Consider the following 12,199-nt stretch of genomic DNA (forward strand, 5'->3'; position numbering starts at 1 on the left):
GAGGGGCTTGCGGATGAGAATTGCAATGGTCGTCGCGTTGACCGCGACGGTGGCAGGGTGCGTATCGTCTCCAGTCCAGTATGGAGCCTCGCTCTCGACCCAAGACCCGAAATGGGCGACGCCGGAATGCCAGCAGGCCCGCACGGATGCCTTGAACTACGACCGGCGCGAGAAGGAGCATCCGGGATGGGCCGCCGGCGTCGTGCTGGGGCCCTACAGCATGGGTCTCGTGGCGGCGATCAAGGAGCATGAGCAGCAGCAGCGAAGGCTGTTGGCGCGCCAGATGCATCTGCAGTGCTCGAGCCTGCCGCTGCCGAAGGATTTGGACTTCGATCCGCAAATCTACGCACCAAAGCCGGGGAAATATCCGTAGGGCTGGGATTGGTTTGCACAGGGACCATAGCGGAGGCTTGCGCCCTACGAATACCCCCACCCTCAATCCCTCCCAACAAGGGGGAGGGAGACTAGGTTGGCGCTGATTTCCGCAAAACCGTCTAAGTCGACTTAAAAAAGGGCTGGGCGTGCGGCAGCGTTCCCTCCGCCTTGTGAGGGTCCGAAGGACGGGCGAAACCCTGGCTCGCCCCGGCAAGTTAGAGTGGGGGTCCTCTTCGTAAAAGCTCATATGCGATAGCCCTTGCCCCGAGGCATTGGCATTGCCAGCTCTGTATGAAGCGCTCCTCCGCTCTCCCCACCAGCTTTGCGCCTTGACCCACCGAGGGCTCTCCCTGGAACCAAATCCAAGCCTAAACTGTTCAAGTTGGCTACGACGCCGACGAGCCCTGCCGGCTGGGCAAGCGGCGCACTTGAGGAGCTCCCACCATGACCATCTCGTCCAGCTTTCGTTCGCTTGCGGTTGCGGCCATCACAACTGTGTCCGTCAGCGCTGCCAGCGCCGCGCATGCCGATAGCGGCACGATCCGCTTTGCCGTCTACAAGGCGGCCTTCTTCGTCGGCGGTTCCGGCGGCGAGGGGACGCTGACCTTCCACGGCCGCTCCTATCCCATCACGATCGGCGGCGTTTCGGGCGGCTTCGCCTTCGGGGTTTCCAAGACCTATTTCCGGGGCACCGTGCGCCATATCCGCAGGGTGCGGGATGCGACCGGCGTTTATGGCGCGGCCGGCGGTGGCGGCGCGCTCGGCAAAGGCGCGCAGGTGATCGTCATGACCAACGACAAGGGCGCCCAGCTCGAGCTTACGGGCCGGCAGGTGGGGCTGCAGGTGAATGCGGATCTCAGCGGGATGGCGATTTCGTTGAAGTAAGGGGCGCTCCCTCGCGTTCTCGGTGGGGTAAGCTCGTCTGGGGCGATGATAATCGCCTATGGCTGCGCCAGCCCCCTCATCCGGCCGCTTCGCGGCCACCTTCTCCCCGCTGGGGAGAAGAGGCTGGCGTTGACGCTGGCGCCCTCCTCTCCCCTCGGGGAGAGGTCGGATTGCCCCGAATTGCCCTTCGCAATTCGGTTGGCAATCCGGGTGAGGGGGAACTTGCTCCCGTGCGCTTGGCCTGAACCTTGGATGGGAAAGCTTCGCCCAATGCAGCGTCGGGCGCCAGCCCCCTACCGCTCCTCCACAATCCGCAAATACGCCGCCGTCACGAACAGCACGATCAGCCCGAACAAGATCCGCCGTGCCCCCTCCGGCATCTGCAGGATGGTCAGCAGTGTTGTCAGCACGGTCAGGATCAGGGCGCCGATGATGGTGCCAGTGTAGCCGCCGCGGCCGCCGAAGATGGAGGTGCCGCCGATGACGGCGGCGGCGACCGAGGGCAGCACCAGCGGTTCGGCGAGCGACAGCGACGGCGCCTTGATCAAGCCGATATAGAGCAGGCCGGTGATGCCGGCGAGCACGCTGGAGGTGACGTAGAGCGCGGTGATGACCTGCCAGTATTGCACGCCCGACAGGCGGGTCGCGCGCTCATTGTCGCCGACGGCGTAGAGCAGGCGGCCGAAGCCGGTGCGGGCGAGCGTGAAGACGATGAGGGCGGCGAGCGGCACGAACAAAAGCAGCGCGTTGGGGAAGCCCCATGTCACGCCGGTGCCGAGCCAAGCCAGGAAGTCGGGGATTTTTGCGCCCGACGCGATCACCGTGCGCTGGTAGACCTGCAGGCAGCCGGTGCCGATCAGGCTGGTGCCCAGCGTCATGATCAGCGGGTGGACGCGGAAGACGCCGACGCCGATGCCATTGACGAGGCCGATCAGCACCGCCGGCATCATCGCCAGGAGGAACGCCACCGCCGGGTCCTGGTTGACCACTTGCGTGGCCATGATGAAGGCGCTCATCGTCGCCACCGTGCCGACCGACAGGTCGATGCCGCCGGTCAGCATGGTCATGGTCTGGCATCCCGCGAGGATCGCCAGCGGGATGGCGAATTTGATGGTGTTGGCGATCCAGCGCTCGTTGACGATGCCGGGGCGCAGGACCTGCAGGATTATAACCAGGATGGCGAGCAGGACGATCAGCGGGATGAGCGGGCGATCGGCCATGAAGCGCTTTATGCGGCGGCCGAAGGGGACCGGGGTGATGGCGGTGGTGCTCATGGGGCGGCTCTTGCTCGCGATGAGGTTTGCAAGGTGCGGCAAGTTGGCGAGGACAGTGCTCTACGGCGCCCCCCTCTGGCCTGCCGGCCATCTCCCCCACTTGTGGGGAGATTGGCAGCTTCAGCGCCTCGCTCATTCTTGCAAGGTTGGAGATTGGCGAAGGTCGTCGCGACATCCAATCTCCCCCCTTGTGGGGGAGATGTCCGGCAGGACAGAGGGGGGCGCGAAGGAACGCCGACGTCTCTCTGCGACAGCCCTCCCATCATTGCCGCCCCCGCATCGTGATAAACGCGCCGAACATCACCACCGCCACCATGATCAGCCCCTCGATGATGGCGGTGACATTCGGGTCGATGGCAAGCAGCGTCAAATCCGTGCGCACCAGGCGCAACACGAAGACGGCGACGATCGGGCCGAGCAGGCCGCCCTTGCCGCCGCCGAGCGCGACGCCGCCCAGCACCACGGCGGCGACGCTGGCGAGCAGATAGGGGCCGGGGATGGGGGCGCCGATGCCGGTGCTCATGGTCAGCGCCAGGCCGCCAAAGGCGGCGAACAGGCCGGACAGCGCATAGGCGATGATGCGAGTGCGCTTGACCGGCACGCCGGAGCGGAACGCCGCCAGTTCGCTGGAGCCGATGGCGTAGATGGAGAGGCCGAGGCGCGAGCGCCTCAGCGGTATCCAGATGACGCAGAGGCACACGATCAGCACCAGCAGCGCCTTCGGGACCCAGGCATCGACGGCGTCGGGCAGGCCGGGGATCGGTACCGTGCCGGAGATCAGCGCCTTCAGCCATTCGGCGATGCCGCCACCCGGCGCGTCGAGCACCAGCAGGGCGGCGCCCTGCAGCACGAACAGCATGGCGAGGGTGACGACAATGTCGGGCACGCGGGTGACGACGATGAGCAGGCCGTTGAGCGCGCCGAGCACGAAACCCATGGCGAGCACGAAGGGCACCACGAATAGCGCGTATTCCTCGCTCGCGCCATTCATCATCGACGCCGCGGTGACGCTGGTCAGCGCCATCATGGCGGCGACCGACAGATCGATGCCGCCGGCGATGACGACCACCGTCTGCGCGGCGACTGCGAAGGCATAGGGCAGAACGGCTCGGGCGAGCGAGCCGAAATCATTGCTGCCATAGGCCGGCTGGATGATCCGGGTGGCGATGAACAGGACGATGAGCAGGGCGAACAGGCCGACGACCCAGCCTTGGCGGCGCAGGAAATGGCTCATGGCGCGGCCTCCGGCGAAGCCGAAGTGTTCGCGGTCGGATCAGCCAATATGCCGATATCGGCCTTGGCGCCGCGCGGCAGGCCGTAGGCGGCGCGCATCAGCGCCGGCTCGTCGGCCTCCTCGACCGGAAAAATGTCGACGAGGCGGCCGCCGAAGATGACGATGACGCGGTCGCAGACGCGCTGCACCTCTTCGAGTTCCGAGGTGTAGAACAGCACCGACTTACCGTTGCCGGCGAGTTCGCGCAGCAGCTTGTAGATCTCCTGCTTGGTGCCGACATCGATGCCGCGCGTCGGGTCGAAGCACAGGATGGTGCGGGCATCCGCCGCGATCCAGCGGGCGATGGTCACCTTCTGCTGGTTGCCGCCGGACAGGCGCTGCACTTCGCCTTGTGCACGGGTGTCGATCTGCAGCCGCTCGATGGCGCTGAGCACGGTCGCGCGCTCGCGGCGCATGTTGATCGGCCCCCAGTTGCGCAGCGCGGCACTGAAGGGCAGGGCGATGTTTTCACGCACCGAGCGCTGCATGGCGAGCGCCTCGGAGCGGTCGCCCGGCACATAGGCTAGGCCGGCGCGGATGGCGTCGATCGGGTGGGCGAATTTCACCGGCTGGCCATCGACTTCGATCGTGCCGCCGGAAGGCCGGATCGAGCCGGCAAGGGCGGCGAACAACTCGTCCTGGCCCTGGCCTTCGAGCGCGACGACGCCGGCGACTTCGCCGTCGGCAAGATCGAAGGAGACGTCACTGAGCTTGGCACCGACGCGGAGATTGCGCACGGAGATGCGCGGCCGGGCAGCTGCGGGCGCGGCCTTCTCGGCGGCACTGCGGGCAGCGACATGGGTTTTCACGACGCGGGTGCCGAGCATCAGCTCGACGATCTTTTCTTCCACGCCCGGCACGATGTCGACGACGCCGACGGTCTCGCCGTCCCGCAGCACGGTGGCGCGGTCGCACAGCGCCGAGATTTCGACGAAGCGGTGCGAGATGAAGATCACGGCGCGGCCGGCATCGCCCTGGCGGCGCACCACTTCCAGCACCTTTTCGGCAAGGTTGGCGGGCAGGGCCGCCGTCATCTCGTCAAGCAGCAGCACGTCGGGCTCGACGGCGAGCGCCCGCGCCAGGTCGAGCACGCGCAGCACGGCGAGCGGGATGTCGCGCGCGGTGTCGCGCAGATCGAGGTCGGTGATGCCGAGCTCGCGCACCCAGGCGCGGAACGGCTCGACCGGCGTGCCGGTGAGCCTGAGATTGGAGAGAACGTCGAGATCGGGGATTAGCGACGGCTCCTGGTAGACCGGCAGCAGCCCGGCGCGGCGCGCGGCGGCGGGCGAGCGAATGTCGCGCGCCTCGCCACGGATCAGGATGCGGCCGGAGTTCGCCGGAATGGCGCCGGTCAGGATCTTCACCAGCGTCGACTTGCCGGCGCCGTTGGCGCCCATCAGCGCGTGGACCTCGCCCGGCAGCACGGAGAGCGACGCGTTGCGAAGCGCTGCAACCGCGCCGTAGTTCTTGGCGACGCCGGTGGCGTCGAGGAGGGGGCTGGTGGTCAACTGGTTTGTTGTCAAAATTGATGGTTCCAGAAAATAATGTCGGCGCTCTACGGCGCCCCCCTCTGTCCTGCCGGACATCTCCCCCACAGGTGGGGAGATTGGCAGTTCCGGCGCCGCCCCTCGTCTTGCGACGTAGAAAATTAGCGAAAGCCGAGATGACAGCCAATCTCCCCACCTGTGGGGGAGATGTCCGGCAGGACAGAGGGGGCGCCGTAGAGCGCTAGTCTGTGTGACGAGGACGGTCGTTCGTCGTCCTCGCCAGTTCATTCAAACCAGGCTTACTCCCCCGGCCCCTTGCAGGCCACGATCTGGTCCTTCGTGTAGGTCGTCCACTCCGGGATCGAGATCGAGACCGGCCATTCCGGGCTGAGCGACGGATCGGCGGCTGCCTTCAGCTTGGCCTTGCCTTCGTCGGTGGCGTTGTCCCAAAGCTGCGGGTCGACCAGCACGGTCTGCTGCGCCGGCTTCTTGCCGTCGAGGATCTGCAGCGCCAGCGTCACGCCCGCGCCGCCGATCGAGCCGGGGTTGGTGACGGCTGCACCGACGAGACCTTTCACCGAGCTCAGCTGGCCGACGAAGCCGGCATTGTCGGCGCCGACCACCGGCACCAGCGGCGCCTGCGATTCGACCAGCGCGTCGACGATGACGTTGTCGATGCCCGACGTCCACACGCCGTTGAACGGCGTGCCGGTGGCCAGGAACGACAGCATCTGCTGCTTGGCCTGATCCTGCTGCCAGCCGGTGAAGACTTCCTGCGCCACCTTCACGCCGGGGTTTTCGGCCAGCGCCTTCTTGAAGCCTTTGTCGCGATCGCTGTCGGCCGAGGCGCCGGCGGCGCCGCGCATGTAGAACACTTCGCCCTTGCCGCCCATCTGCTGGAACAGCCATTTGGCGCCGAGATAGGCATACTGTTCCTGGTTGTTGGAGATGATGTAGGCCGACGGTTCGGTCACCGCCTGGTCGACGGCAACGACGACGATGCCGGCCTTGGTGGCTTCTTCCAGGCCCGCCTTGATGCCGGCGGGATCAGCGGGGTTGACGACGATGGCGTCGACCTTGGCGCTGATCAGATTGCGGATGTCTTCGAGCTGGCCGGCGGCATCGGTGTTGCGGTGGGCGATGTTGAGCTTCGTCACTTCGCCCGAAGCCAGCGCCTGCGCCTTCATGGCGCAGACCATTTCCTCGCGCCAGCCATTGCCCTGCACGGTGTTGGAAATGCCGATCGTATATTTGGCTTCGGCCGACGACACGCCCATCGATGCCAGCAAGGCAGCGCCCGCAAGCAACGGGACCATGGTCAGTATTTTCTTCATGTCAGTACTCCTCCACATTGTTGTTTTTCGTCTCAGGGCCAGACCCTTCGGCAGGATCGGACCAAGTCATTACCTCGTCATTTGACGAAGGGACGCAGCACGTCGCGGGCGAGCAGGAAGCCCCGCTTCACCGCATCGTCGTTGCCTTCGAACCGCCTGTCCTCATGTTCGATGATGACCGAGCCGTCATAGCCGGCGCGGTAGAGGCCGGAGAAGAAGCCGCTCCAGTCGACATCGCCCAATCCCGGCATGCGCGGCACCTGCCAGCCTATCCCGGCGGAAAGGATTCCGCGCTCATACAAACCATCATGATCGATCATCAAATCCTTGGCGTGGACATGCAGCATGTAGGGGCCGAACTCCCGGATGAAACGGCCCTGGTCGATCATTTGCCAGACCAGATGCGAGGGGTCGAAATTCATGCCGACCTCGCCGCCCCAGGCCTCGAGGATGCGCCGCCAGATGTAGGGCGAATAGGCGATGTTGTGCCCGCCCGGCCACTCGTCATAACTGAAGATCATCGGGCAGTTCTCGAAGGTGAGTTTTACCCCGTGATCGCGCGCATAGGCGACGGTCTCGGGCCAGACTTTCAGCGCGTCCTGCCAGTTGACGTCGACGGTCTTCGAGGCATCGCCACCGCAGAAGGTGTTGACCACCGGCACGCCCATATTGGCGGCCAGCACGATGACCTTCTTCAGATGGCCGATGACGGCCTCGCGATGGGCAGGGTCCGGATGCAGTGGGTTGGGATAGTAGCCGAGGCCGGAGACCGTCAGCTTCTTCTCCGTCAGCGAAGCGACGATCTCCTTGGCCTGCCCGGGCGAGGTGGAGGCGGCGTCGATATGGCTGGTGCCGGCATAGCGCCGCGTCGCGCCGGAGGTCTTCGGCCAGCAGGCGATTTCCAGCGCCTCGAAGCCGGCCGAGTGCGCCCAGCCGGCGACCTCGCCAAGCGGCGTCTCCGCAAACGGTGCTGTAAGCACTCCTAGTTTCATTCTGCCTCCCTAGACCCGACGACTATAATGCCGATTGTTTGGATCGCTTCAACCTCGCGACCTCATCTTGTTCGAGACTGTGCCGGACAGCCGCCATCGGATCGTCCGACAGCAGGTCGCCCAGCGCCGATGTGACGGCCGCGCGGAACGTCCCGTCAGCGGCAAGGCCGGGGTCGAATATCCCGTCGATGGCAAGGATGGCGGACACCAGCGCGCTGGCATCGTGACCGGTCGCGTCGGCGATTGCGGCGACCTTGCCGGCATAGGGGTCCGACACCGGCCAGCGTCTGCCGAAACGTCCCGAGGCCTGGATCAGATAGGCCATCCAGCCGGCGACCGGCACCGACAGCAGCCCGATGCTTTGGCCCTGGCTCAGCCGGTCGCGGATCGGGTTGAGCAGGCGCTGGACGATCTTCTGTGAACCGTCGGTGGCGACCTGGTGGTTGCGGTGGCGGATCGCGGTGTTCTTCAGCCGGGCAAGGCTCTGCTCGACATAGGCAAGCGGCAGGATGCCGGGCACCGGCATCAGCGTCGGCACAGTCTCCTCGACCAGCATGCGCCTGATGAAGTCCGACAGCAGCGGGTCGGCCATGGCATCCGACGTGTGCTCGAGCCCGGCCAGCACGCCGAGCGTGGCGAGCGTCGTCTGGGCGCCGTTCAGCACCCGCATCTTGAGATGCTCGAACGGCGTGACATCGTCGACGAAAGTGGCTCCGACCAGATCCCAGCGCGGCATGCGGCCGGCGAATTTTTCCTCGATCACCCACTGCCGGAACGGCTCACCGACAGCGACGGCGGCATCGTGGTAGCCGAACCATTGTTCGACACTATCGAGGTCATCCTGCGTCACCGCCGGCGCGATGCGGTCGACCATTGACGAAGGGAAGGCGGCATTGGCTGCGATCCACGCGGCCAAGCCATTGCCGCGCTGCCAGGCGAAGGTCTGCACGACATTGGCCAGGATAACGCCATTGGCCGGAATGTTGTCGCAGGACAGCAGTGTCAGCGGCCGCCCATGTGTGGCCCTGCGCTGCTCCAGCGCCCGCACCAGCAGGCCGGGCACGCTGCGCGGCGTCTCGGGGTTGGCGAGGTCGTGTGCGATGTCGGGATGGCCGAGGTCGAGTTCGCCGCTGGACGGGACGTGGCAATAGCCTTTTTCGGTCACCGTCATCGTCACCAACTCGATATCGGGCGAGACCAGCACGCCTAGCGCCGGTGCCGCACTCTCCTGGCTGTCGACCACCCGGACGATGCTGCCGATGACACGTGCCTCGATATGGCTGTTCTCGCGGATCAGCCTTGTGTACAGCCCGCCCTGCCGTCCCAGCGTGTCGGCAAGGCTGGGCGGACGGATGTTGATGCCGACGATGCCCCAGCGGTCGAAGCGCAGCGAGATGAGATCGTCGGTGTATTCGGCCTGGTGGCAGCGGTGGAAGGCGCCGACGCCGAGATGCGCCATGCCGGGCGCCAGGAGCGTACGGTCATAGGACGGTGTCTGCACCGATGCCGGCAAGCGGTCGAGCAGCGCCGGCCCAAGCGTTTCGGTGGAAGCGCTCACCGGTTCGCCCCGATCACCGCCTGCTCCTGGTCGATGACCGCGCCGGTCATCGGGCCGGCGGCGTCGGACAGCAGGAAGACGGCGAGGCTGGCGATGTCGTCCGGCGTCAGCAACCGGCCGAAAGGCTGCGCGGCGTTGGCCTTCTCGAGCCAGCCAGGGCCGTTGCCCAAAGTCTCCGCCTGCATGATGCGTTCGGCCGGCGTGTCCGTCCAACCGACATTGATGCCGTTGACGCGGATGCGGTCGAAACGGTGGGCGTTGGCGGCGTTCTTGGTCAGCGTCGCCAGCGCGCCCTTGGTGGCGGAATAGACGGCAAGCTCCGGCGAGCCGCAATGGGCGTTGATCGACAGAATGTTGAGAATGGCGCCACCTTGGCCGCGCTGCTTCATGTCGGCAATCGCCGCCTGCATCAGGAAGAACGGCGCGCGCGCATTGACGGCAAACAGTGACGCCCAGTCGTCGAGGCTGGCGTCGAGGAAAGAGGCGCGATCGGTCAGGCCGGCGGCGTTGACCAGCGCATCGATGCGGCCGAAGCGCTCGATGCAGGCCTGCGCCAGAAGGGTGGGGGCGTCAGGATCGGCAAGGTCGGCGGCGACGAAGATGGTCGGCGTGCCCAATTGCGAAAGCTCGGCCGCCACGGCCTCGCCACGCGCCCTCTCGCGCCCGGTGACCAGCAGCCCGGCGGCACCGGAACGCGCCAGCGTCTCGGCAATGGCGCGGCCAATGCCTTGCGTCGACCCGGTGACCAGAGCCACCTTGCCGTCAAGCCGGATCTCCATTCCTCCTCCCGGGAATAAAGTTTCTATTTTGAGAAATATGGAACGGCAATTCTGGATAGTCAATTGTGCCAGCGGCGGCTCATTCGCCGCGCCGCGCCGCCACCCCATGGACCAGCGCCATGCCGACAGCGAGTGACGCCGCCAGCGAGCGGAAGCCGGCAAAGTCGGATTCCACCACTTCCAGCCAAGCGTCCGAGAGCCGAACCAGCGGGCTGAAAGTGCTGTCGGTGACGGTGACGATGCGGGCCTTGCGCTCATGCGCCACCGCGACGAGATCGGGCGTGATCGAATTGTAGGGGCTGAAGGAGACCGCAAGCACGGCGTCCCGTGCGCCGATGCAGCCGATCTGGTCGAGTGCGGAGGAGCCGACATTGTCGACCAGCACGTTGCGCACGCCCTGCTGCGACAGTGTCAGCGACAGATAGGCGGTGACCGGAAAGGCGCGCTTGGAGCCGATGACATAGATCAGCTCGGCGGCCGCCAGCAGCGTTACCATCTTGTCGAAACTCGCGACGTCGAAGCCGGCTTCGATGCGGCCAAGCGAGGCCTGCGATGCGCCGACCATGCCGTGCAGGAAATGCAGATTGGGCTCCGTCTCGGTGCGCGGTTCGCCGCGCCCTTCCGGCCATGAGCCCTTGATGTGCTCCTTGAACAGGCCCTGGAAATCGGAAAAGCCGGAATAGCCGAAGATCTGGGCAAAGCGCACCAGCGTCGAGGGCTGCACGCCGGCCTGTGCCGCAACCTGCGCGATGGTGCCGAGCGCGACGTCGCTCGGATGCTGCCACAGGAAGATTGCCACCTGGCGCAGCCGCTTGGGGAAATGCACCGTGCCCGACGACAGCACCGCGCGTAGCTCCTCATAGGTCTGCGGCTGGATGTAGCCAAGCGCGGCCAGCGAGCGTCCGCGCTTGCGCGTCGCCGCCTCGTCGGTGCTGGACCGTCCGGATGCCTTGCTTGCCCCACTCATGATTTCAGGCTAGCGCGATACGATCGTTTTACAATATGAAAATTGGAAATCGTATTCGAAAGCGGTGTGCCGGGAGGAGCTTGAAAATGGTCTACGCAACATCGGACGGATCAGCCGGCAAGCGGCTGCGGGTCGGCATGGTCGGCGGCGGCCGCAATGCCTTTATCGGCGCCGTGCATCGGCTGGCCATGCGCCTCGACGACCAGATCGTGCTGGTCGCCGGCGCGCTGTCGTCGGACCCGGAAAACGCCGCCGCGTCGGCCGCCGAGATCGGCATCGCGCCGGAGCGCAGCTATGCCGACTACCGCGCCATGGCCAGGGCGGAAGCTGAGCGGCCGGACGGCATCGAGGCGGTGGTCATCGTCACGCCCAACCATCTGCACGCGCCGATCGCCACGGCCTTTCTCGAGGCCGGCATCGACGTGATCTGCGACAAGCCGCTGTCGACCACGCTGGCCGATGCAGAGGCACTGGTGGCGCTGGCGAAGGCGAAAAAGCGCCGCTTCGTCGTCACGCTCAACAACACCGGCTACGCCATGGTCCGCCAGGCGCGCGAGATGGTGGCGGCGGGCGCGCTTGGCCGCATCGTTTCCGTGCATGGCGCCTACATCCAGGACTGGCTGACCAAGCCGATCGATGCCGAGGGCCAGAAGCAGGCGGAATGGCGCACCGATCCGGCGCGCGCCGGCCAGTCGGCGGTGTTGGCCGACATCGGCGTGCATGCCTTCAATTTGGCGAGCTTCATCTCCGGATGCGAGGCCGAGGCGGTGTCGGCCGATCTGTTCACCGCCGTCCCCGGACGCCGGCTCGACGACAATGCGCATGTGCTGGTGCGCTGGACGGGCGGCGCGCGCGGCACGATCCTGGCCAGCCAGACCTCGCCCGGCCACTACAATGATCTCTCGGTGCGCATCTATGGCGACAAAGCCGGGCTCGAATGGTCGGGCGGCCGGCCGGAAGAACTGCGCTTCTCCATCTACGGCGAGGAGACCCGCACGCTGGTGCGCGGCGGCCATGGCTCGACCACTGAGAGCCAGCGCGTGTCGCGCATGCCGGCGGCGCATCCGGAGGGATATATCGAGGCCTTCGCCAATTTCTACCGCGACGCCGCCGATATCGTTCGCGCGCACCGTTCGGGCGGGACGGTTGATCCGGCGCGCGCTGCACAGGTGCCCGATGTCATCGATGGCGCGCGCGGGGTGAAGTTTGTCGCGGCGGCGGTGAAGTCGAATGCTGCGGGCGGGGCTTGGACGGCGGCAAGGTTCGGGTGAGGCG

Annotated in this window: 11 protein-coding genes; 3 read left to right on the plus strand and 8 right to left on the minus strand. The window is 66.1% G+C overall.

All coding sequences use genetic code 11. From position 1 onward, the window contains the following. Positions 1 to 13: 13 nt before the first annotated feature. Both NL532_RS08610 and NL532_RS08615 read left to right on the plus strand, forming a co-directional pair. Complete coding sequence (locus NL532_RS08610) at positions 14 to 373, plus strand: protein kinase family protein (protein WP_023826351.1); 360 nt, start codon at positions 14 to 16, stop codon at positions 371 to 373. 446 nt (positions 374 to 819) lie between these two features. Then, positions 820 to 1,260, plus strand: coding sequence for a lipid-binding SYLF domain-containing protein (locus NL532_RS08615; RefSeq protein ID WP_023686526.1), 441 nt, complete (start codon positions 820 to 822; stop codon positions 1,258 to 1,260). Positions 1,261 to 1,553: 293 nt separating this feature from the next. Here NL532_RS08615 and NL532_RS08620 read toward each other — a convergent pair whose 3' ends face one another. The 8 genes from NL532_RS08620 to NL532_RS08655 all read right to left on the minus strand — a co-directional run bounded on the left by NL532_RS08620 (position 1,554) and on the right by NL532_RS08655 (position 10,924). Next, positions 1,554 to 2,534 carry an ABC transporter permease gene (locus NL532_RS08620; RefSeq protein ID WP_023733566.1) on the minus strand — a complete coding sequence of 327 codons (981 nt, stop codon included), beginning with the start codon at positions 2,532 to 2,534 and terminating at the stop codon, positions 1,554 to 1,556. Between the two features lie 262 nt (positions 2,535 to 2,796). Next, the gene (locus NL532_RS08625) at positions 2,797 to 3,768 is read right to left on the minus strand and encodes an ABC transporter permease (RefSeq protein WP_023733565.1); all 972 of its coding nucleotides are present in this window, start codon (positions 3,766 to 3,768) and stop codon (positions 2,797 to 2,799) included. After that, positions 3,765 to 5,315, minus strand: coding sequence for a sugar ABC transporter ATP-binding protein (locus NL532_RS08630; RefSeq protein WP_023828345.1), 1,551 nt, complete (start codon positions 5,313 to 5,315; stop codon positions 3,765 to 3,767). Before NL532_RS08630 ends, NL532_RS08625 begins: the two co-directional genes overlap by 4 nt. A 278-nt stretch (positions 5,316 to 5,593) precedes the next feature. Beyond that, a complete protein-coding gene (locus NL532_RS08635; RefSeq protein ID WP_023683115.1) occupies positions 5,594 to 6,628 on the minus strand; it encodes an ABC transporter substrate-binding protein in 1,035 nt (344 codons plus the stop codon). A 77-nt stretch (positions 6,629 to 6,705) separates the two neighbouring features. Next, positions 6,706 to 7,620, minus strand: coding sequence for a sugar phosphate isomerase/epimerase family protein (locus NL532_RS08640; protein ID WP_286488063.1), 915 nt, complete (start codon positions 7,618 to 7,620; stop codon positions 6,706 to 6,708). A gap of 22 nt (positions 7,621 to 7,642) precedes the next feature. Next, a complete protein-coding gene (locus NL532_RS08645; RefSeq protein WP_023828347.1) occupies positions 7,643 to 9,178 on the minus strand; it encodes a mannitol dehydrogenase family protein in 1,536 nt (511 codons plus the stop codon). Beyond that, positions 9,175 to 9,957, minus strand: coding sequence for an SDR family oxidoreductase (locus NL532_RS08650; protein WP_023828348.1), 783 nt, complete (start codon positions 9,955 to 9,957; stop codon positions 9,175 to 9,177). The genes NL532_RS08645 and NL532_RS08650 overlap by 4 nt, the downstream gene beginning before the upstream one ends. 79 nt (positions 9,958 to 10,036) lie before the next feature. Continuing rightward, a complete protein-coding gene (locus tag NL532_RS08655) occupies positions 10,037 to 10,924 on the minus strand; it encodes a MurR/RpiR family transcriptional regulator (protein WP_023710855.1) in 888 nt (295 codons plus the stop codon). Positions 10,925 to 11,010: 86 nt separating this feature from the next. On the opposite strand from NL532_RS08655, the gene NL532_RS08660 reads away from it, so the two are divergent. Further along, the gene (locus NL532_RS08660; RefSeq protein ID WP_023828349.1) at positions 11,011 to 12,195 is read left to right on the plus strand and encodes a Gfo/Idh/MocA family protein; all 1,185 of its coding nucleotides are present in this window, start codon (positions 11,011 to 11,013) and stop codon (positions 12,193 to 12,195) included. Positions 12,196 to 12,199: the final 4 nt, after the last annotated feature.

Origin of the sequence: Mesorhizobium sp. C120A, assembly GCF_030323105.1 — a bacterium.
In the GTDB taxonomy this organism is placed as follows: domain Bacteria; phylum Pseudomonadota; class Alphaproteobacteria; order Rhizobiales; family Rhizobiaceae; genus Mesorhizobium.

Excerpts from the sequence above, each read along its gene's own strand:
- NL532_RS08640 (WP_286488063.1), bottom strand. The coding sequence starts at position 7,620 with ATGAAACTAGGAGTGCTTACAGCACCGTTTGCGGAGACGCCGCTTGGC.
- NL532_RS08660 (WP_023828349.1), top strand. The coding sequence starts at position 11,011 with ATGGTCTACGCAACATCGGACGGATCAGCCGGCAAGCGGCTGCGGGTC.
- NL532_RS08655 (WP_023710855.1), bottom strand. The coding sequence starts at position 10,924 with ATGAGTGGGGCAAGCAAGGCATCCGGACGGTCCAGCACCGACGAGGCG.
- NL532_RS08615 (WP_023686526.1), top strand. The coding sequence starts at position 820 with ATGACCATCTCGTCCAGCTTTCGTTCGCTTGCGGTTGCGGCCATCACA.
- NL532_RS08635 (WP_023683115.1), bottom strand. The coding sequence starts at position 6,628 with ATGAAGAAAATACTGACCATGGTCCCGTTGCTTGCGGGCGCTGCCTTG.
- NL532_RS08610 (WP_023826351.1), top strand. The coding sequence starts at position 14 with ATGAGAATTGCAATGGTCGTCGCGTTGACCGCGACGGTGGCAGGGTGC.
- NL532_RS08650 (WP_023828348.1), bottom strand. The coding sequence starts at position 9,957 with ATGGAGATCCGGCTTGACGGCAAGGTGGCTCTGGTCACCGGGTCGACG.
- NL532_RS08625 (WP_023733565.1), bottom strand. The coding sequence starts at position 3,768 with ATGAGCCATTTCCTGCGCCGCCAAGGCTGGGTCGTCGGCCTGTTCGCC.
- NL532_RS08620 (WP_023733566.1), bottom strand. The coding sequence starts at position 2,534 with ATGAGCACCACCGCCATCACCCCGGTCCCCTTCGGCCGCCGCATAAAG.